The following is a 20,406-nucleotide window of genomic DNA, read 5'->3' as shown; positions in this document are numbered from 1 at the left end:
TCAAGTCTTATATCGTACGTATTCAGCATTGAATTTAGGCTTCTTCCTAAAATCGTTGTAAGTATAAATTCCCAGCATCAACGACATAAATACCCGAACCCAACTCAAAATCTAAACACTGTTTGTGTTTCAAGACGTTACTTATCTCATTTGCACTTTGATCTGGTTTGCTCAACCCCATGTAGTAGAACAGATAAGCACATCTACGACTATTTAATTACGCTTATGTTGAATAGGTAGTATGTAATTTTTATGACAGTTGGGTATAATCCGCACCCTTGTCGCAACAGAGATGTAGGTTAATGTCAGTAGCATTTCGAGTGGATCAGGTAGAGTACCCGTTCCCAGCAAAACCACAGCCATTATCAGAAGCACGTAAAGCTGAGTTAAAGGCAGAGATCAAAGCCTTGCTTAAGGCCCGTAACGCGGTGCTTGTCGCACACTATTACACAGACCATGAAATTCAGGCTCTCGCTGAAGAGACTGGCGGCTGTGTGGCTGACTCGTTGGAAATGGCGCGCTTTGGTAGAGATGTAGAAGAGCAAACGTTAATTGTTGCTGGCGTTCGCTTTATGGGCGAAACAGCAAAGATTCTTAGCCCGGAAAAGACCGTGCTAATGCCTACACTTGAAGCGACCTGTTCCCTTGATATTGGTTGCCCAGTGAAAGAGTTCAGCGAATTCTGTGACCAGCATCCTGATCACACTGTTGTGGTTTACGCGAATACATCAGCAGCGGTGAAAGCTCGCGCTGATTGGGTAGTAACGTCAAGCATAGCGTTGGAAATTGTTGAGCACTTAGACAGCCAGGGCAAGAAGATCATTTGGGGTCCAGACAGGCACCTAGGTTCTTACATCGCAAAGCAAACCGGCGCCGACATGCTAATGTGGCAGGGCGAGTGTATCGTTCACGATGAATTCTCTGCACAGAAACTTGCAGACATGAAGGCCTTGTATCCAAATGCTGCGGTTCTAGTTCATCCTGAATCTCCGGCGAGCGTAGTAGACATGGCCGATGCGGTTGGCTCAACCAGCCAGCTTATTAAAGCATCGCAAACCATGAATAACGACACCTTTATCGTCGCTACCGATAAAGGGATCTTCTACAAGATGCAACAACTTACGCCAGAGAAGACGTTTATAGAGGCTCCAACGGGCGGTAACGGCGCTACGTGCAAAAGCTGTGCTCACTGCCCGTGGATGGCGATGAACGGCTTAGAGGCGATTAAGGCGTCTTTAACAGGTGAGGGTGACGGTCATGAAATCTTTGTTGATGATGAGTTACGCAAAGGGGCACTTATTCCGCTAGATCGAATGCTTAACTTTTCAGCTGAGTTAAAAGCGAAAGGTGGGCTGTAAACGCACGTTTTATAAGCACTTGTTGAATAATTTCCAGCAAGTTCTTGATTAAGCGCGCGGCTTTACCTACTATACGCGCGCTCAAGGATTTTCGTAGTCGAAATCTTCTTGAAAAAAAATTTGGAGAGGTGGCTGAGTGGCTGAAGGCGCACGCCTGGAAAGTGTGTTTAGGGTTAAACCTAACGAGGGTTCGAATCCCTCTCTCTCCGCCAAATACAAAGAACCGGCTTTACGCCGGTTTTTTTGTGTCTACCGTGTAGCCGCCGACGAAGTTTGGCGAATGGCGCGGAGTAGTTTGGCGACACTTTTAGACTTTAGCGGCCTTATTTATCTGTTTTTCTCTACCCCAATTGATGCGTTTTATACCTCTCTTACTTGCCCACTCTCTGATGGCTCGTTTCATATCCATTGTGACTATCCCATGCCCTATATAAATAACAACATCGTTTTCACCATGTGAGTGTGCATAAAACTTGAAAGTACCTTCAGGAAAGGTTAGCCGAAGAATCCACCCTGTTATGAATTCTTCAACTTGAACTTGATTAAACGTGTCGACTGTATAAGGCATTTTTAAACCTTTTTTAAACAGTTCTTGCCGTTGTTGCGTAGTATCTAACTTTCGGTCCACCAGACAAGCCTGGTGCCGTCATAACTACCCCACGACTATCCGCTCCAACGAAGACAGATATTGTTGGCTCAAACTCTTTGGTTGATGATTTAACAGGTATGTCACCCATCCTCGCATGCAACTTGCTTCTTTCTACAATGATCGAATCTGAATCAGTCGATATGATTTTTACTCCTGTTGTATCGAGAACAGATATTTCCACCCTAGTTACATCGTTTTCACTAAAATCGAAGTATCCATCTTCTAGAACTAAACCAGAAGGGTTGCTTGGCTTGAGGCGGAATGTTTCTCTATTGGCGCGCCCTGGAAAGGCTGTTAAAAGACCATCAAACTCGAATGTGAACGATATCTTATCGATAATGTTCAAAACATTATTTTGAACTACTGCAGCAACATTCACGTTTACAAAGGTGGGGGAGCTTTCAGCGCCATCATCATCTACAGTCACTAACTCGAATGTTAGAACCTGTGAGGCTATTTTACTGGGTGATACAGCACGAGGCTTTGATGGTTCTTCTAGGTTGAGCGTGACGATGTCACCCGACGTTTGAGTCCAACGCCACTCGACAATGGTGCCGTCCACGTCTTGCGAATTGGTGCCGTCCAATAAAAATTCGACGCCAGCATCCACTGATAGATCAGCACCAGCATTGGCAATTGGTGATTGATTGGCTACGGCCTCAACTACAATGTCAATCTCTCTACTACCTACTGCACCATCTTCATCTGTGACGGTTAACCGAAGCTTTACGGTTTGCTGCACGCTACTACTAAAAGCAGTCACGTTCGTTGACGCGCTGGTTGGTGTAGCTATCGAAACAGATTCAACACCATTATCTGCCTGCTCCCATAAATAACTACTTACTGTTCCATCAGAGTCTGAAGAGGATGTGCCATCAAGAGTAAAAGTTTCACCTGCTGCTACCGTTGTTTTTGATGCAACAATGTTAGCGGTAGGTGCTGCATTACTACCTTGCGTAATATAAAAGGTACCGTTCGCAATTACCGAGTCGGTTCCATCACTTACCGTACAACGAACAGCTATATTTGCATCCTCAGCTTCTGCAAGAAAGCTTGTACTTGCTGAATTAGGATCGGCTATCGTAATGGTTGGTGCACCATTAGAAAGTTGTTCCCAAAGATAGGTTAGCGTATCCCCGTCTGGGTCATTAGCTTCACAGACCAAGGGGACCGTAGAGTTAGGGGCATAGTCTATTTCGGTCCCTGTAATTGTAGCGGTAGGTTTGGTGTTGGTTTGAACGAGGGAACTTGAGTAAGTAACTACATCAACACCTTCAATTCTCATTGAGTCGTCATTTACAGAGGGGTTTGTAAACTTATAGCCAAGAGTTAAAGGCGCGTTTAAATCCGCTTCAAAAATATAGTGTTTTGTAGTTCGCGAGACACCATCAAGAACATATACTGCCCGTTCCTTAGGAATAATACGTAACCCGTAAGTATGGGCCGAACGAACAGTTTCTTCATTATTATTTAAGTCACCTCGGCCGATGATACCGATTACCTTCCGAGTCCATTCCTCAGATAGCGTCCCACCATTTTCCTTCACTTGCATCAACATTCTAGTTGAAGCGGCTGAAGAATCTGGCCACCACAATGATATTTGCGTTTGAGGATTATCTATATTGTCAAATAAACCAACACTACCGGTAATATCCTCGGGTCCGTTTTTACCATGGCGCTTAAAGACAATATCTATCATATCGTGGTCAGCTAACGTGATAGTGTCACCCGTCCATTTCGCTGCGCTTGAAGCAGGAATTGTTTGCTGAATCATACCATCGACAAGAGATGCCGTGGTATCCATTGTAAAATCAGCAAGCTGATTGTAAGAGTGGATGACTGTGCGTTCAGAATGTGGTTGCAAGATATGCCATTCATGGTCGATTTCGGTAATTTCACAGATGCCGCAAGCCGTAACCGAGCCTTGGGCCAAGCCTTTATACACACCATAACGCTCACCATTAGGGCCGGTATATGGCATTTCTTTAAAGTGATGAATCTCTAATTCGTCGTAAGACCCTGAAGCGCCCAACTCGATAAACTTGTTAGGTATTGCGACAATATTAAACTCATCGTCAACTAGAACTTCTACGGGCCGTGAATAGTTGTCCGCCCCGCCACTCACAACATCAGGGCGAATTACTACTATCATGCGCCAGTAATTGCCAGCTTGCTTAATAGATCCCACATCCCAGAGAATCCAAATCCATTCATCTACGCCAGATGCCGAATCGTGGAAATCGCTCATTTCACCTTGGAAACGACCCCAAACTTTTATGCGCTCAAAGTTAACAAGGTCGTCAGTACCCCAAATAGCTTGCCCGGGCGATCTACCTAAATCACCCCCACCGTGAGTTGTGTTTGCCAGATATTGGAATGGGATGTTTGGCATAGGGTTGACGGTTATATTGAGATAACCCGTGTGCCCATCACCTTGTTCATACTTCGGGTTGTACGTTACAACTGAGCGCTGAGAAAGTGTAAAATCAATGCCGTTCGTTGACGTAGCTGAGTGCGTGTTTTGTACCGCAACAGGGTACTCGTTATTAGGATTGCTCTGGGTAGTCGTGTGGTAGTACATATGTAGTACACCATTCAGCATATCTACCGTTGGAGTCTCCGCTTGGTCGTGGCTAGGGTCTTGGTAAATCGGTTCGTTTTTCTGAGTAATATGGTTGAACTCAGCTCGACTTGATATTTGGTTCCACTCGAGCCACGCGCTTGCGTCTGTGACCGGGCCCACGTCACTATCCCAAACACGCGCAAATATCCCACCCTTACCTGTTGCATGGTCTGTCGAGGAATAAATTATTAGAGGGTAGCGTGAGCTAGGCCAATCCGTAATTCTAGACGTTTCAAAAGGGTGCGGCCAAAATTCTTCTGTCGCGTCTGCGGTAGCCAATAGGCTGTGATTATTGTAAAGAACCCCGAGCTTTGTTACGGCCATAGCCTTTTCAGGGTAACGAATTATTGGGGTGTCGGGGGTTAGTGCATTGTCAACATAGAAACCAGCACTATCTAATCGAGTACCCGCTAATGTAGCATCCTGATATGTGGTATCCACTTCAGTTTTGAATCGAATACCGTTTACATAGGCGATGATAGTATCATCAATGGCTCTAACTTTTAGTTCGACCGTATTGGTGATACCGCTTAATGTTCTTTCATAGACAATATCACCGGAACCGTTTGTATACTTTACAAGCCTAGTTCTACCATTAGAAACCGTTATAATTAACGCCCAGTAGTTTTGACTATCTACACCACGAAATACAATACCTACATATCCAGAATCGGTATTCGTTCTGGTGAAGGTTTGCTGAAAAACGCCATCCGCGAGACTTGGCCAAACTATTCGACTGTTCGCCACACTAGAAACAGTTTTCAACGTCTTATTCGCAATCTCAAAATCTCCGGTCCAAACTTCAGAGTTTGGAATAACGCCAAGTGCGGCCCCATTTGCGTAATTGAATGTGTTAATGCTCATTATTTGTCTCTCTATACAGTAATTGAAATAGTATTAGACCATGTGCCTTTTAGCGCACCGTTGAGACAACGGCATCTGATCTTGTGTGTGCCTGAGGTAAAAGAAAGTGAACGTTTGAAACACCCTACAACGCCAGGAAGTCCAACGTTAGGAACGGCCAAAGGTGACCAGCTTGAACCTCCATCGCTAGAGACTTCAAACTCCATATCGGTCATAACTGCGCGGTTTAGGTCATCGAGCGTAGGGTAAGTTTTTAGAACGGTAATTGAATTGTGATGACCACCTAATAGGCCACGGCCCTCGAAATGGTAACTAGCATCTTTTTTCTGCGCGTTCATCTGAGGGACAGAAACGCAACGAACACCATCTACCACGCAGTTCCAAATTTCGAAATACGCGGCACTGTCACTTACAGAGAAGACTTCTCGGGTACCATAGCCTTGTATATATTCGTTATTAGCCAGCGTGACGCAACCGTGTTTGTGTGTACGGGTTATCTTACAAGCCCCTTCCAAACGGCTATAGGTCATTTCAGTACGTTTCTTAAGATCTGTTATAGAGTCTGAGCCATTCTTCCCATCTAAGTTATAGATGTGAGCACTGTATAAGAAACTATCCTCATCCCAGTTAGAGCTATTGATAACAATAATATCGGAGTTACCAAACTGTGAGTTGTAATTACCATAGTTGGAATCAAGGTAGAGGTCTGCGGTTATATTGCAAAGCTGCTGGTTTTTAACAAAGGGTCCATAGAGGTCACCAACAATAGCTACTTGCCAAGTATCATATTGGCCCGTGTACCCGCCCTTAAAATCCATACCGTCTACTTCAAAAGACTCCGCTCCTTTAAGGGTTATACCGTTTCTGCGATTTTGGACAGATACATTTTCAAAGAGAAAGCTAAGCCCCTCGCTGCTGGATTTTCTATAACCGTCCTGCACATTCATAGCCATTTCTTGGTTTTGAATGTGGACGTCCGCAGTGAATGTGTCCCTTAAGCGCCTCGCAGGGATAATACGCCAATCCAAATCTACGGTAGACCCACTTACATTTGCACTTAGGGTTGGTACTGCCGGAGTTTCACTACGAAGTAATTTACGAACATAAATATTCTGGACGTTGCCTTTATATCCACTAGCGGTGATCTGAATCTGAGTCGCGTTCGCGGGCGCTCTAATTAACCAGACTTCCGTACCCTCAATGTTGTGGCTATATTGTCCTACAGCGCTACCAATTTTTGGTGTAACTGAACCACTAACCTTTTCCACTAGTTTTAGGGAGATTTGATATACCTCACCCTCTTCAAATGCGTAGTTCGCGGTCAGTGGGTTGCTTGTGCCGTTAGAATAATAATTCGCTCCACTCTTAGACCACCCCGAACCTGAGAACCCTTCAGGTTGGACGACTTTAGCGCCAACTTCCGGTGAAGGGTGAATCGTGAACTGGTGCATATATATAAGGGTTTCTGTTGAATACCTGAAGTAATCAATAGCTGTTTCGCCAGGGTCTAAATGCAACCATGCTTCAGCGGGCATATACCGCACTGAACCATTGACAGTTGGTAGCACTCGAGCACCACTTGGGAGAATAATAACGCTCTGAAAAGGTCTCTCTGTCCCTTGTACGGCTATGGCATCATTCAGTTGAGGGATGTGCATGAATGGAAGATAGAGGGTCTTGTTCGCATAGACTGGAATAGGGTCCATTGTTACCGTGGCTTTTTCCCCGCGCCAGCTCTCACCCTCTAAAAGTTCTACCGTTTCGTAATATAAAACACCATTCAGTGTGACATTATTCAGAATGACGGTACATGGGCCTTGGGCCGATAAGAAAGGTAGCGGTAAGTGAGCTCGGTAATCCCCCCCATTAATGGTTACTGTTGCGTTAGGACCAATAACTATTACGCCTAAACCCCCGACTTCCTCCAAATTACAACCACAGTTATTTAGCACTCCACCTTTGTGTAAGTAATAGGCAAAGCTATCTCCCGAGAGTTGTCTAGTCCAACTGACCATGCAATCCCTAGCTTCCGCAAGTTCAAAAAACTCTAGCCCTGCCCCATCCCGAGTAGAGGATAGGTTTTTCGCGTCAACTTCACAGTCGAATCTAAAACCATTTCCACTGAATCCTGAGGTGTGAACCTCTCTTACAATCGCCTTTCCCCCTTGCTCCAACTCCAAACCGTAGTACAGAGTTTCAGTCTCGCTGAACTGGTGATTATCGTTAGTGATCGTTCCACCGATAACTTCCATGTTCGAGTGACCAGCCCGTATCACCATACCGATATCTCCGGTACCCGTAATATCGAAGTCTTGAGTTGATACATTTCTGGAACCAATAGGGATATCCAACACTTTGAATATTGTGTTTATGAACGTGAGCTTTCTTAAAATCCAATCGAACATTGCATAGCCTTGTGTGTCTATGAGGCCAGCGTTACTCAATATCGCGCCGTGTACTTCTCCACCTCGGTTATCAGAAGCCAATTTTATAAAAGGGTCAGAGTCTTTAAGCTTTACGCCAAAAAATCGGTGGTAATCCACGCTAAGAATTATCAAGTCACCACTGACGTTTTGAATCCACGGGCTGTGATTTTCTAGGTTCGTATCAATATCCCGCGACCCCGCTTGCAACCCAAAGTAAAAAGATAACGGGTTACCGTCTCGCCCCTTATTAACATCGAAATTCCAAGGCAGGGTTCTAGGTGTCCAGTCTCGAACCGTATTCGGGTGAGCGCCTATAAAGAAATTATCCCCAGGGTCAAGCCTGTATGTAGGATTATCTTCAGAACTATCGCTAAAAATTCGCTTGTAGATAGACTCTAGTTCTTGGGCCGGATTACATTCGGCCCATTCTTGCCCATCAGTCCAACCATTCGCCTTGGTTAAATTAATATCGAAAAGTCTATCCATAATGGGGGATTCTCATTTTAATCGACTCTACTGTGATAGCGCCTGTGACCCGAGTACCAGCGCGTTTGAAAAAAATACGTTCGTCGGTAATAAAGCGGCCGGACCCTGCGTAGTACATTTTGTTGGGATCACGGTTTGAAACCGTTAAGGCAAGGGTGTTGCTGAGGTATTCCGCGATAATGACAAGCTCAAATTCAAAATCATCAAAAGAATCATCGAAGAAACGTAATGCGTCGTTACCGTCTTCAGCATCCGTTACGGTGAAAACTCGCGGGTTTTGTGCGTCTTGTGCCCAGCTCGGTCCGATTTGATTGGGGACAGAGGGCGTCATATCTTCGCTATACCAGTAACCATCAACCTTTTGATAGAAAGTCCTAAACGGGGAGCGAAAGGTACCAAATGCAACATCGAACTTAGCGTTCAGAGAGCCAACATCAGACTGGTTAACATCGAACTGATGCCAGCCAGTATCTAACTCGATGTATTCAATAATCCCCTCGAAGTACTGACTATTAAACTCACCAATTTTGTATAAGTCCGTTACCGTCGTTTCATACTCATGCCACTGATGGTCCGCCAAAGACGGGTTATTCGGTAGGCCTGAACCTCCCGTCCCCATTGGATAAACGCGCATTTTTATATTACCTGTATAGGCGGCACTATTATTAAAACGAAGAATTAAACCTCGATAGAATATTGGAAACGCTCGACTAGAGATTGTCGTTGGAATAGTGAACCACCTATCCGTCAATGCAATATGGACCTCGGTTCTCACATCATCAAAGCGAATTAGACGCTTGTTATTTGGTGATTCTGTTGGGCGGGCATCAACTTTTTTTATAGTAGGGTAATCATTTAAAATGTGATTCAGGCTTTGAATTAACCGAATTGGCGGGCTAGTCGCCAACGATTTCTTATCCTGCCTTACTGCTTCGGGTAACTGTTCTTTGTCGATTGTGCCAGTTACTTCAGAAAAGGCAGGCCAACGCGTCGCCGGTTCTGGCAACACTTCGGTTATGTCACCTTGCACTTGAGTCCAAGTGGGCCACTGCGTAGCGGTTTGTGGTGGGTCGACAATCATTGAAAAACTAATTTCACCTACGGTACCAGGGCCTTCGCCGTATGCTTCGGCTAGTCCGTTCTGCGCTTGGGTTAGTGAAGTAATAGCGTCCAATAGAGCACTGTTCTGACCAAGCGGTATAAGTGTTGCGCTTTTCTCTACGATATCGTTTCCGCTATACGCAATTGCTAGAGTTAATGTTCTGTTCGTAGTGTCCCCACTAGTTACCAACCGTGGGCGATCACCAGCGATAAAAATTACGCTCCCCGGCACAACTGAAAAGTTCGAATCATTAGAGTTAATTTGGATTTGGTTGCTGTTGTCACTTATGCTGACGCTAGCAAATTCTCTCACAGCGCTCATGATGGACGTTCCTCTACGCTGATAAGGTTTAGGTTTTGACTGTTTATAAACTGAGTGACGTGGTACCTATATTGCTCAGTTACTCGTAAGCGGTAGGTGAAGTTTGCTTGGGATGTATTAGTGTCTGTGTAAGTAAAAGAACCGCGAGTTGACTCAAATCTTCTACATACACGACCACTGGGGTCATTGGTTAGTTCAGGCTCATTAAGTTCTGTGTAAAGAATTTCACCTTCGACCTGATGACTTTGGATTTGCGTCCATGCGCCTCCGTCTAGAGCGCGCTCAAGTGTTAAAGTGCATCGAGGAATAAAGCTTTCATCAGTAGGACAATAACCGTCACTATCACTGGTACCAGTCCATGAAATTCCGTAGCTTACTTGTTTCGGGTTGCCATTCGTTGTGAATGGCCCAACTACAACAGATGGGTTTACGGTGAGAAGCGTGGAGTCGCCGCCATTTATGAGCTGCCCTGTGGTAACAGAACCCCCGAAGTATTCGTTTCCGTTCAGATCTCTCCAGCCTAGAGAGGCGTTCTGTTTTGTTAGTGCATCATAATCTGGCTCTCCTTGCGCATCCAAAATTGGCCCCCCTTTCCATATCCATAAATTGTCAGGTCCAAAGCCAGATGGGTCTTCAACCTCCATCACGTTAGGTAAAACCGTAATTTTTCTTGCTGCACGCATAGTGCCTTTGAATTCGGCATGAGCACCTATCTCAAGTCGCCCACTTATTGTGTTTAACCAGAAAAACACTTCACCTGCGGTACTGGCAAAGCGAAGATTGTCCATATAAAGCAGAATGTCGCTATCTCCATTTCCTCCTTGAATGCTCAAGCCTGTGAAGTTTTCGTTCTCATCAACAACGCCTAGATAATAGGTGCCGCCTAGCTCACCAATCTGGTTTTCAAGTGCTTGCATGAAGTTGATGACTGAGAGTTCTTGTCCATCTTTGTTCACGACCTTTACTTCGTCGAATGCACGAACAAGGGGCGCACCGACTATCCAATCGCCATTCTCGTCTTCGTAGCCGATGTTCACCTGTTGGAATTCTGTGAACTGGGCAGCAACACTCGTATTACCCACTTTTTGCTGTAGCCCGAGAATTTTGGTGCTGTTTATCTGATTCGCGCTTACTGCTTCGGTTAGGTTGTAGATTAGCTGCTGATAGTCGTCACCTTGTTCGCTGGTTTGCGTGCTCCAATATGCCACATCATTGGTGATAGCATCGATATGATCACCCAGTGCTGCTGGTAAGCCAGGCCACTGAATGCGAGATATGATTTCAGGGTCTACTCTGTCGAACGTGGTACCTATCAAATCGGCAACACTGAAGCTTAGCCAATTCGGGTCTACTTGGTCGCCATCAACAAGCCGATACCAAACATAGATAATGCCGTCGTGTGGGGTGTTTGTAATAGTGACGGTGTCGCCTTTACCCATATAAATGGCGCTATCGAAATGTTCCTGCTCATCGCCATCATAGGAGTACTTCCATTCATATGTTGCGTTGTTATGGGGAAGAGTAGGGCCGTTAATCACAATGCGACCAGGCAACACATTTACTACCACACCTTGCGTGGGCGTTGACGGCACGCCAATAGTAATGTCTCGTCCGATGCCTGGACTGGTTCTAAATCGGTTTCGTGCAGATACTGCTACGGTATAATCTCCAACAGGCAAGTGCGCTAAGCTCTGAGCTTTGTTTGCAGGCGTAAATGTTAGTTGAGTCTCGGGTGTTTGGCTGTCTTTGTTGCTGACTGAAACAACATAGCTGATCACGTTAGCCGGCGATGGATGGTCCCACGTTAAAACACCTTGTCGCCAGCTGTCATTTGGGGTGGTTGTCCACTGTAAATTTTCAGGAGCCTGGACAACGGTAGCATCTGGCAAAGATGTGTTTGGCGTCAAGTCGCCTTCAGCAGCTTCAAAGCTGTCAGGGTAAATCTGCGGGCCATCTTCTATTAGCTGCAGTTTGGTCTGATGTTTTTCAGTATCAAAGTCTCTGTCTTCAACGGTAAATTCTTTACTCACGCCTGTTTCGACATCAACAAACTTTATACATGTACCAGGAATGATATCTAGCCTAACACCCGGGACAATGTGTGTAGCCATAAAACCCGCGCGGCTACGCTCCATTGCCAGTTTGCCTATTCGCTGCGCTTGATGGTCGCGGGTTATTAGCGTGAAGCGCAGGTTTGACTCTAAGTAAGCACCGTCGTTTTCGCGGTACTCGGCGCTCTTTACCACAGGGGCATTGGTCATTTGCCACTTGTGATTTGGGCTAACAAACTCGGTTTTGACCGTGTTAATTTTTTCTTTGTAAGGGCGATGAGGACGGTACTCTGGAAACGTCATTGAGTCGTTATCTACGTCAATGACTATTGTTGCTGGGCCAGCATACATAGCGGGCTTAAAGTAGACGACACCACCTACACGATAGGGTTTGCCTCCCATGCACGCCATAATTTGGTTAAGCATGTCTTGCTGACGCATGCCGTTATTTAAAACGCCATTTACCTCAAAGCGCGTTCCTGTTTGCTCATTGCCCTCTGCGTCTCTATAGATAGCCTGTTCATCGCAGTAGTTGGCGGTAACAGCAATAAAGTCCATAGGAAGGCGTCGACGAGGAACGGGCTTTGCGCCGTAACGGCGTAAGCAGTCGTAACTACATAGCGCTGGGTTGCTTGACCACTCCCATGTTGATTCATCATCGAAACGCTGCTCACCATCACCACCTTGCGTCGTGTCTTTTCTGGGGTCGTAAACCTTGTGGCCACGAACAACGAATTTAATTTCGTTTAGCCCGCTCGGGAACGCTTCATCATCAACTTTAATTTTTAACGTCACATAGGTTTGGTTTACGCCTATATGTTCCGATGTCCACCCACTGATATATTGGTTAGCAAGTGGGCACACTGTGGTTTGGTCGCCTAAATAGATTCGGCTGGAAACTAAACCTGAAAGCTCACTCTTGGTTTTCCCCTCTATTTCATAAATATCTACGCTCTCACACGGATGGCCAATAAGGTGAAGCACCATTATGTGGTAGTCATCACCACCGATAGTGGGCTTGGCATAGCCGACGATTTTGCCGCCTACTAGCGCCTCGCCATACACTATTTTTCTTACATCGTTAGCATTAGTGTTTAACGACTGGTCAGCGGCAGGGTCAGATGCATAATCGCCCATGTCGGGTGTAAGGGCATCTCCCAGAAAATGCGTTACTGCAGCTCCGCCAACGCCAATTGCTACTGCACTTAGTGCAGCTGAAAGACCAACACCTAAAACCGTAACCGAAGCGCCTACTGCTGCGGCGCCTACCCCTAATGCAACACCGACAGCTACTGGTGGCATGGCACACTCCAACAACCTAATGCGCGATTCAATGGCATAGTGGCAAGGCCATTTAATGTCGCCACCCAAATTTTGCCGCTAGCAACAACCCCTAAGGCATCACCCGTGTCGGTTTCAACAAGTACCAAGTCACCGCGACCTGCGTTTAAACGGGGTTTAAGCGGACCAAATATGGCATTTAACGTACTTTTAATATCGCCATGACCATATTTAATTAATGCCTTGGCTGCCCCTTTTTCGGTGGTGTATTTACCTCTAAACGGCTCTGCAAAATCTTTCCCTGTCATCGCGTGAACAGCATTTGCAGCGAACAAGCAGCAATCAAACGTGCCCCACTCAAACGGGGTGTCTAAATTCTCTTGCAGGTAAGTGACAAGCGCTTCTGGCCAATTTTTGTTTCTCATCGTTGGTGGGCTCCGCTTCTACCGCGCGTTGAACGTCTACCGCCACCGCCGTAATTTGTCTTAACTGGAAGGCTGGAAAGAGGGGAGCCTGCGATCACTTCTACAAGGTCAAAAAATCGGTCTCCCGGGTGAAGTTCTTGCTGCGCTGCATCGGTGGTTTTTACCACTTCGACAGGTTGAGCCCATCGCTCGAACCAGTCGTTAATAGTGATTTTGATAACCGCAGGTTTGTTCGCGGCGCGTTTACCTGTAATAACTTTTAGGTCAACCATTTCTGCATCGATAAAATAATCAGCGCCTTCTGTTATTTGGCGGTTCTCATCGAACGCGACTAGATGGATGAAACACTCGCGACCGTTGGGGTCTAAGTTCATGACCTCACTGAGTAACGATGGGTCGCGCACAAGCAGTGAAAGCGTGGTTCTGTTGCCACTTTGGCTCGCGTTCTCTCTAACTCTGCCAATGCTGCCAAGCTCACCTATGCCTAGATAGGTCTGCCCGTTATAAACGCGGGTGCCCACACCTGTGTGAACTCGTACCCAGCCAGACTTAAAGTTTAATTCTGCAAAGGCGAGCAAGCGTGACGGGCTTGCCTTTGCGGCTTCTAACATCGTGGGTGAAATTGCGCTCTCAATCATGTGAATGCCTCTTCAAAATCAAGCGTAATATTGCGGTACAAACGGCGGTTGCCAGACAGCTGCTGTATTTGTTCTGGTTTAATCCATCGCGCGATGGTTTTAAGCGCAGAAACATCGCTTTGAATAATGCTGTTGTCTGTGGCGGGCTCGCGTAATTCGTTCGTAAAGTAAAGCGTGGTGCGACCAAACTCATCGGCATAGCAGTCTTGTCTAATCTCAAGCAGCTGCTCGCCAATCACACAGCGGTCCATTGCACTCGCGACCAAAAGGTTTGGTACAAACCCATCGGCGTTTAACATCATGCCGTACTGGCCTGCACCATTTACTCTAGGAACGCCTGCCCACAATCCGCTTTGTTGGTTAAAGGTTGTGTCGTACAAACGGGTTTTATTAACAGGGCCGCGCAAGTGAGCTAAGTGCGCCTTCAGCACCTTGCATTCTTCAAATGTCAGCACTGAAAATTTGTAGGAAACAATCCATCGTTCGCCTGGGTTCTCGACAATATGTTCAAATCCATTAAATGAGCTCCTGTTCATTTTGGTATTGAACTGAGGAACGAACAGGCAACGGCTAACGGGAAGTTGAGGAAAATCAAAAATCTCATTCATGCGGCCATCGTCCCACTTAAGCTTTGCGATAACTCGCCACCATTAGAAAAGTCTTCTCGCAGCTGGGCTTGCCACTGCAGCTGCGCCATTTCCACGCTCTCGCGTATTTTTTCTTCCATGCCTGGTACCGCATTTGTTGCGTCTATGTGGTTAGTAATATGGATTATTCGTGAAGCAGCGCTTCCCCCTACAGAAGCTCGCGAGTCGTTAGAGGCAACCATGCTTTCAAAGCTTCGACGCTGTTGAGGGTTGAGTACCATCTCGTCGTTTCTAAGCCACCAGGTTCCCTCTCTCACATTCTTGTCTAGCCCACCGTGGGCCTGTCCTTGAAGCGTCACACCTTTAATATTTGCAATCAGGCTGGCCCCCGTAGCTGCTGCGCTGGCCATAGCTGGTAGGTTGGCAGGAAATGGCAAAGCCATTGCGTTACTTATCGCGGTAGATAAATTCATAACACCTTGCGCGATGGCAAAACCTTTACTAATGGCAAAAAGAACTTTGTAGGCTTTTGATTGCTCTCCCGCGAATGAACCTGCGAGACTTGCAAGGCCGTCAAATATTTGTGCAGAACTACCTAATATTAAGTTTGATTTTTGGGCTTCTAGCGCCTGTACTTGGCTGAGGTGCTTTTTACGTGCCGCGAAAATTAAATCCAACCCTTGTTGTTCAGTAATCTTCTTTTGTTCCATCGCTGCGGCTATGATCGCCATTTCATTCTGCGCGTTGATACGAAGTGCTTCCTCACGAGTAGCGAACTTAAGCCTAAGCTTTTCATACTCACTGTTTTGCTCTTCAGGCGTTGAGGTTCTCTCTTCAGGAACGAAAGGTTCTGGAGCACTAAAGCTGTTATCGTTGGCTGCAGGTCTTTGAAGTCTGAACTCAGCAAGAGACTTTGCAGCTGCCAGCTGTTCATTCATTGCGGAAATTGCGCCATCTCGTTCTGCAAAAATATCCTGTAGAACATGGTCACGTGCTTGGTTTGAAGCAGCAATCCGCGCATTTGCGTTTGCTTTCGCTTTTTCGGTTACCTTGTCATAAGCACCATCAATGCTGGAGAGTTCTCCGCTCAAATCAAACGCGTCTCCGTCAAATGGATTAAGTACATCCACTAGCTCGCTCGCATATGCGCCAGCCTTTTTTATAAGTCGCTGTAACTCTAATAAAACCGTGTCTCTAAATAGGCCAGCGTAAGTTTTGGCTACTCTTTCCAGATTGGCTAACTCGACAGTTAGTATCTGAACCATTCCTTTAATGTTCTGAGGGAAATACTTAAATGCATCAGCAAGCAACCCAAGCGTTTCTTCAGTGATCGCTTTTGCTGCTAAAACTTGTAGTGGGAATTGATTAACTGCACCTATAGCCAAGTCAATTGAATCAAAAACAGAATCTGCCCAGCCCGACCAAGCACCAGCATAAGCTGATAAATAGGCAACCATCTCTCCGCTGGCTACGATAGAGGTTAAACTTCCAAGTGCTTCACCAATGCCAGAAATTGTATTGGTTAGTCCGCCAAAATCGTTTGATGCTTGGTTTACTTCTGATACCAGTGTCTTGAAGTTGTTTGAAACAACCGTCATTGCTTGACTGGCAGTAGGTGCCATTCTCCCAAACTCAGCGTTAATGGCGTCAGACTGGTTAATCAATGCAGCAATGAGTTTCTGACTAGTTAGCTCGCCATTTGCAGCCATCTCCCTTAAATCGCCAGTTGTAACACCTAACTGCGTGGAGAGCGCCTCCATAAGTCGTGGAGCTTGCTCGGCAACACTATTAAACTCATCACCTCTGAAAGCGCCTGAAGCCAATGCTTGAGCTAATTGCCGAGTAGATCCCTCAGCCTCTTGAGTTGATGCTCCACTTATAACAAAAGACTGATTCACCGCTCGTGTGACTGCTAGCAATTGATTTTGGCTTACGTTTAAGTCTTTTGTGGCTCTCGTCATTTTTGCAAAGAGCTCAGTGGTTGCAGCAATATCTGAAAATGTTCTGTTAGATAGTTGCAGCAGGTCCTTTTGAACTGCAACTCTTTCTTTTTCCGATTTAGTTATCAACCTCACTTGGTTATCAAGACGTTTCATTTCATCCGAGAAGCGGATGACATCCCCAATTCCCATTGCAGCGATTAATCCTGCGATGCCTCCAGTTAAAAGGTTAACAGGTGAAAACATTGTCCGAATATTTGCAGTAAGCTGACCTTTTGCAGCAGAAAGACCTGCAACTTGGGCGCTTGTTCGCTGGGCTTGATTGCCAGATTGGCGAGTTGTATTAGTGAATTTTTCTTGAGCTGTGCGAGCACGTTGTGTCTCACTTACTAAGCCACTCGCGTCTCCCCTTAGTCGAATACCAGTTACTATTTCACTCATTACTTACTCGTCGTGCAAATTTTTGTGACTTCTTCCGCGAAGGTTCGACCCATTATTCGAAGTCCTTTGTATTGTTGACTCGTAAATTCGCGACCCGACATAAACGCATCATCGCGGACGGCTTTAACATCAAGGCCAAGGCAAACATTTTGATTCCACAAATACAGGTCTTCTGTCTCAATGAACCATTCGACGATAGGCCAGTTTTCCTCTAGAACTTCATAACGTTCGTCCGAGCGCATTACTTTGTTCAACTCACCAACGTGGCTTGCTAATCCAAGCTCTCGCATTTGTTCAGTAAGGGCATCTATCTCTTTTTGCGGGTTTTGCGGCCCGACTGCCCAGTGCCTGGCTGCCCCTTCAAGTTTTTTGCTACGATTCCCGTGGCGGCTTCGTGGTATGCGTTAATGAAGCCCATTCGCACATATGCTGCACTTTTAAATAACGCTTCTTTTGTTTTTGCTGTACAGGGGAGTGGTTTTCCGTCTTCATCTTGAATGTCACTACCAAATGCAGTGACGACACGAACACAGAATTTAACGTCATCGCCAATGAGCTTGTCGTACTCGTCTTGATTTAAAACCTCAAAACTTGCAGTGCATTTTTGAGATTCGGTATGGCCGCCATCAATTGGAACTTCAATTGATACAGGCCATTCGATTTCACGTTTTTTCGCTAAGATAAATGGCATGGTTGATTCTCAAACAGAGTTGCCATCCCTGGCGGTGAGTAAATCGCTGACTCCTTTGCTCAGCGCTTTTATCGCCCTGCGGGGCACGTTGTATTAGCTGGTCTTGATGATACTGTGATGGCCTTTGATAACCCTGAAACCACAATCCCACGCTTGCTTTCCTTTAATAGCGGTAGGCTTAACCGTTAAAATTTGAATACCTGAACTCGATTGCTCAAACACTTCTCCACTGGCAACGCCGTGGGTGAATGTAAATGGAACAAGTGTTGAAGTTCGCATTAAGGCGAAGGGGTCGAAAGTTGACAGTGCTGGGCTTTCAATAATGAACTTTCCTTCTTCGCTCCAACTTTCAATAAACACTTGGTTTTGCTCAGTTCCCTCGTCATGTTCAACATTATGATTGTCGGCAAGCTCATACTCATAGAGGTTGAGAGCTTGAGCATCCAAAGTAAATTTGGTGTTGGAATTACTTAGTGGGAGAGGATCCTGAAATCCGCTGAAATCTGGTTGAGGTGGCAGTCCCTCGATGGTGTCGCCGTAGATTCCTTTCACCTCAAAAGTTAGGTATCCAAGTTCGTTTATTTTTCCAGCGACGGTAAGGGATGATTTTCCTGCAAGTAAAATGTGATACATCCCTTCCCAGTAAAAGTAGAACGTACCGTCTTGCTCTTCCGATGCATTAAGAACCCGGTTATGGGTCACTTCATTGGCAACATCGGTTTTTTCGTCACGCATTGCCGTTTGCAGGATTGCACTGTATGCAGCTGCGCTTGATGCATCACCAGAGCCCGCTATTTCAACAGGGATGGTAAGTGTCATCATTTCACCAGCGTGTATGACCTTCTCTCCACCTTGCTCACCCGTATCTAAATCACGTGTGATTTGTTCGCTCTGATAAGGATCAACCGCCAACCCTTTGGTAAGTAGTGCCAAAGACTGTGCACCTGCGGCAATGTAGTCAGTGCCTTTAGTGTCGCTTTCTCTGCGAAGCGCCATCACTACAAATTTTTTGTCTTCTCGAAACCCTGGAGTGATACTCATGATTTCTTCTCCTGTGCTTTTGGCTGCGCTTTGGTTTCAATTGGGCGGTCTTCAACAACCACGACTTTTAGCTTTGGATGTGCACTAATTTGCGCGCGTTTGCCGTCGCTTAGCTCACCCGTTTTAAACTTGTTTTCACCAGGCTTAAAAGTAACGGCTGCGCGCCTAATATCGTTGTCGCTGGCGTTGGTCACTATGATCATGTTGCATTTCCTCTGTACCAGGTATTGGTTGAAAATCTATCTATCCACCAAAGGCCATCGTTGGTGAAACCGATAAGGTCGCCATTCCCCAAAATAACGCGTTCATGCTCGTCGTCAGGTTTCCAGCCAAAGAGAGCGTCACGCAGTGTGTTGCGCAGGGTTTTTAGTTCTGCCAAGGTTTTCTCACCCGTTGGGTCATTAATGGCCCGCAGGCCGATGACTACACCAAACGTAACAATAAACTCCTGTAGCGGACGGCCTAAATCAACGTCGCGGCTGTTTGTCATGGGCCTATCGCTCACTGGCACGACGAACGCGGCGTTATTGCGATGTAGTGGTTGGCTCATCGCTTTGCGCACGTTGGCGGCGGTACCAACCTCGTCAAACGCGTTAGCTATTCTTGGTTTAACCAAATCCAACATTAGATAAACCCTTTTGAGTTGCTACGGCTAAACACGCCTGTCTCACTCTGAATTTGAATCTGGTCGTCAGATGCGGGCGACTCGTTGCTATCTGATAGACCTAAACGCACTTCGCCTTTCCCCACAGATTTCAAAAAGTCCATCGCCGCCTTGTTGTTCTTATCGACGGTTTCAGGAACGGTGTGGTCGTACATATTGAACCTAGCGATGTCAGCGCATATTTTAATTAGAACGCTAGGTACAACATTTAGGGGCAGGGTGTAGCGCCCACCCAAATAGCCATCAATCAAGTCACTGGCATCCTCTATGGCTGCACTTACTGCTTGCTCGTCAATAAAGCCGTTATTGTCGCGGTCAGTAAGACGTAACAGTTCATCGGCTCCGTAACGGTCAATTAAGTTTTCAGTAGTGCAATACGCCATAGTGATGCTCCGACTAGCGCTAATTAGGCGCTAGCACCTGTGTCGTTGGTTGTGCTGGCTTTACCCGTTGCTTTCGTTCCCGTCGACTTGGTAGGTTCGGTTTGCGAAGCAGTCTTTTTCGCTTGCGTCTTTTCTTCAGCGGCGGCAGCGGTGAGCGCGGCAGTGACCAGCGTGGCATCAATGCCTTCTGGGATGGCATCAGCTGGCATTTCGCGTACAGACAGTTTTTTCTCGGCGCGGATGGCGGCAAGCTGCTCGTCTGTAAAGTAGCCGTCTGGGAAGGCTTGACCTGCATCAGTGAATGTTGTGCCGGCGCGGCGAAAGGAAGGCACGCTCGCGGTGATAATCAGTGCAGTAATAGCTAGTTTTGACATAACGTTTCTCCAAAACAACTGGCCTTAATCTAAAAGCCAGTTGTAGTAGTTGTAGTGATTG

At 46.2% G+C, this 20,406-nt stretch carries 17 protein-coding genes and 1 tRNA gene; 2 read left to right on the top strand and 16 right to left on the bottom strand.

Annotated features, from left to right (window positions below):
• The first annotated feature begins 302 nt into the window (after nt 1-302).
• Together nadA and GVO62_RS05200 are read left to right on the top strand one after the other, a co-directional pair.
• Entirely contained in the window at nt 303-1,358 is a 1,056-nt protein-coding gene (nadA, locus tag GVO62_RS05205; protein WP_159118038.1) for a quinolinate synthase NadA, read from the top strand.
• A gap of 122 nt (nt 1,359-1,480) precedes the next feature.
• Nucleotides 1,481-1,570 (top strand) — tRNA-Ser (locus tag GVO62_RS05200).
• Nucleotides 1,571-1,665: 95 nt separating this feature from the next.
• Here GVO62_RS05200 and GVO62_RS05195 read toward each other — a convergent pair.
• From GVO62_RS05195 to GVO62_RS05120, 16 genes are all read right to left on the bottom strand, one after another.
• Nucleotides 1,666-1,926, bottom strand: a complete 261-nt coding sequence (locus GVO62_RS05195) for a hypothetical protein (RefSeq protein ID WP_159118037.1) — start codon at nt 1,924-1,926, stop codon at nt 1,666-1,668.
• Nucleotides 1,927-1,939: 13 nt separating this feature from the next.
• Complete coding sequence (locus GVO62_RS05190; RefSeq protein ID WP_159118036.1) at nt 1,940-5,494, bottom strand: PKD domain-containing protein; 3,555 nt, start codon at nt 5,492-5,494, stop codon at nt 1,940-1,942.
• Between the two features lie 11 nt (nt 5,495-5,505).
• The gene (locus GVO62_RS05185) at nt 5,506-8,406 is read right to left on the bottom strand and encodes a hypothetical protein (RefSeq protein ID WP_159118035.1); all 2,901 of its coding nucleotides are present in this window, start codon (nt 8,404-8,406) and stop codon (nt 5,506-5,508) included.
• Nucleotides 8,399-9,829: a hypothetical protein gene (locus tag GVO62_RS05180; protein ID WP_159118034.1), complete on the bottom strand. Its 1,431-nt coding sequence runs from the start codon at nt 9,827-9,829 to the stop codon at nt 8,399-8,401. Before GVO62_RS05180 ends, GVO62_RS05185 begins: the two co-directional genes overlap by 8 nt.
• On the bottom strand, nt 9,826-13,182 hold the full coding sequence (locus tag GVO62_RS05175; protein WP_159118033.1) for a phage tail protein: 3,357 nt from the start codon (nt 13,180-13,182) through the stop codon (nt 9,826-9,828). Before GVO62_RS05175 ends, GVO62_RS05180 begins: the two co-directional genes overlap by 4 nt.
• Entirely contained in the window at nt 13,170-13,586 is a 417-nt protein-coding gene (locus GVO62_RS05170; protein ID WP_159118032.1) for a DUF6950 family protein, read from the bottom strand. Before GVO62_RS05170 ends, GVO62_RS05175 begins: the two co-directional genes overlap by 13 nt.
• Nucleotides 13,583-14,224, bottom strand: a complete 642-nt coding sequence (locus GVO62_RS05165; protein ID WP_159118031.1) for a hypothetical protein — start codon at nt 14,222-14,224, stop codon at nt 13,583-13,585. The genes GVO62_RS05170 and GVO62_RS05165 overlap by 4 nt, the downstream gene beginning before the upstream one ends.
• Entirely contained in the window at nt 14,221-14,832 is a 612-nt protein-coding gene (locus GVO62_RS05160) for a hypothetical protein (protein ID WP_159118030.1), read from the bottom strand. Before GVO62_RS05160 ends, GVO62_RS05165 begins: the two co-directional genes overlap by 4 nt.
• Nucleotides 14,829-17,192: a tape measure protein gene (locus GVO62_RS05155; protein WP_159118029.1), complete on the bottom strand. Its 2,364-nt coding sequence runs from the start codon at nt 17,190-17,192 to the stop codon at nt 14,829-14,831. The genes GVO62_RS05160 and GVO62_RS05155 overlap by 4 nt, the downstream gene beginning before the upstream one ends.
• Nucleotides 17,192-17,434 (bottom strand): hypothetical protein, encoded by a 243-nt coding sequence (locus GVO62_RS05150; RefSeq protein ID WP_236547074.1) that lies wholly within the window; start codon nt 17,432-17,434, stop codon nt 17,192-17,194. The genes GVO62_RS05155 and GVO62_RS05150 overlap by 1 nt, the downstream gene beginning before the upstream one ends.
• A 65-nt stretch (nt 17,435-17,499) precedes the next feature.
• Nucleotides 17,500-17,883 (bottom strand): hypothetical protein, encoded by a 384-nt coding sequence (locus tag GVO62_RS05145; RefSeq protein ID WP_014976435.1) that lies wholly within the window; start codon nt 17,881-17,883, stop codon nt 17,500-17,502.
• A 93-nt stretch (nt 17,884-17,976) separates the two neighbouring features.
• On the bottom strand, nt 17,977-18,924 hold the full coding sequence (locus tag GVO62_RS05140) for a hypothetical protein (RefSeq protein ID WP_159118027.1): 948 nt from the start codon (nt 18,922-18,924) through the stop codon (nt 17,977-17,979).
• Nucleotides 18,921-19,127 (bottom strand): hypothetical protein, encoded by a 207-nt coding sequence (locus GVO62_RS05135; protein ID WP_159118026.1) that lies wholly within the window; start codon nt 19,125-19,127, stop codon nt 18,921-18,923. The genes GVO62_RS05140 and GVO62_RS05135 overlap by 4 nt, the downstream gene beginning before the upstream one ends.
• Entirely contained in the window at nt 19,124-19,549 is a 426-nt protein-coding gene (locus tag GVO62_RS05130; RefSeq protein WP_159118025.1) for a phage tail terminator protein, read from the bottom strand. Before GVO62_RS05130 ends, GVO62_RS05135 begins: the two co-directional genes overlap by 4 nt.
• The gene (locus GVO62_RS05125; protein ID WP_159118024.1) at nt 19,549-19,971 is read right to left on the bottom strand and encodes a gp436 family protein; all 423 of its coding nucleotides are present in this window, start codon (nt 19,969-19,971) and stop codon (nt 19,549-19,551) included. Before GVO62_RS05125 ends, GVO62_RS05130 begins: the two co-directional genes overlap by 1 nt.
• Nucleotides 19,972-19,994: 23 nt before the next feature.
• Nucleotides 19,995-20,345 carry an HI1506-related protein gene (locus GVO62_RS05120; RefSeq protein WP_159118023.1) on the bottom strand — a complete coding sequence of 117 codons (351 nt, stop codon included), beginning with the start codon at nt 20,343-20,345 and terminating at the stop codon, nt 19,995-19,997.
• Nucleotides 20,346-20,406: the final 61 nt, after the last annotated feature.

It is taken from the genome of Alteromonas sp. KUL150, from assembly GCF_009811475.1.
GTDB classification, from domain to species: Bacteria; Pseudomonadota; Gammaproteobacteria; order Enterobacterales; family Alteromonadaceae; genus Alteromonas; species Alteromonas gracilis.
Note: the sequence above shows the minus strand (reverse complement) of the source record. Positions and strands in the feature narration are given on the sequence as shown.

Bases quoted from the DNA above. Each gene is read 5' to 3' on its own strand.
- nadA (WP_159118038.1), top strand. From the start codon at position 303: ATGTCAGTAGCATTTCGAGTGGATCAGGTAGAGTACCCGTTCCCAGCA.
- GVO62_RS05195 (WP_159118037.1), bottom strand. From the start codon at position 1,926: ATGCCTTATACAGTCGACACGTTTAATCAAGTTCAAGTTGAAGAATTC.
- GVO62_RS05190 (WP_159118036.1), bottom strand. From the start codon at position 5,494: ATGAGCATTAACACATTCAATTACGCAAATGGGGCCGCACTTGGCGTT.
- GVO62_RS05185 (WP_159118035.1), bottom strand. From the start codon at position 8,406: ATGGATAGACTTTTCGATATTAATTTAACCAAGGCGAATGGTTGGACT.
- GVO62_RS05180 (WP_159118034.1), bottom strand. From the start codon at position 9,829: ATGAGCGCTGTGAGAGAATTTGCTAGCGTCAGCATAAGTGACAACAGC.
- GVO62_RS05175 (WP_159118033.1), bottom strand. From the start codon at position 13,182: ATGCCACCAGTAGCTGTCGGTGTTGCATTAGGGGTAGGCGCCGCAGCA.
- GVO62_RS05170 (WP_159118032.1), bottom strand. From the start codon at position 13,586: ATGAGAAACAAAAATTGGCCAGAAGCGCTTGTCACTTACCTGCAAGAG.
- GVO62_RS05165 (WP_159118031.1), bottom strand. From the start codon at position 14,224: ATGATTGAGAGCGCAATTTCACCCACGATGTTAGAAGCCGCAAAGGCA.
- GVO62_RS05160 (WP_159118030.1), bottom strand. From the start codon at position 14,832: ATGAATGAGATTTTTGATTTTCCTCAACTTCCCGTTAGCCGTTGCCTG.
- GVO62_RS05155 (WP_159118029.1), bottom strand. From the start codon at position 17,192: ATGAGTGAAATAGTAACTGGTATTCGACTAAGGGGAGACGCGAGTGGC.
- GVO62_RS05150 (WP_236547074.1), bottom strand. From the start codon at position 17,434: ATGCGCTCGGACGAACGTTATGAAGTTCTAGAGGAAAACTGGCCTATC.
- GVO62_RS05145 (WP_014976435.1), bottom strand. From the start codon at position 17,883: ATGCCATTTATCTTAGCGAAAAAACGTGAAATCGAATGGCCTGTATCA.
- GVO62_RS05140 (WP_159118027.1), bottom strand. From the start codon at position 18,924: ATGAGTATCACTCCAGGGTTTCGAGAAGACAAAAAATTTGTAGTGATG.
- GVO62_RS05135 (WP_159118026.1), bottom strand. From the start codon at position 19,127: ATGATCATAGTGACCAACGCCAGCGACAACGATATTAGGCGCGCAGCC.
- GVO62_RS05130 (WP_159118025.1), bottom strand. From the start codon at position 19,549: ATGTTGGATTTGGTTAAACCAAGAATAGCTAACGCGTTTGACGAGGTT.
- GVO62_RS05125 (WP_159118024.1), bottom strand. From the start codon at position 19,971: ATGGCGTATTGCACTACTGAAAACTTAATTGACCGTTACGGAGCCGAT.
- GVO62_RS05120 (WP_159118023.1), bottom strand. From the start codon at position 20,345: ATGTCAAAACTAGCTATTACTGCACTGATTATCACCGCGAGCGTGCCT.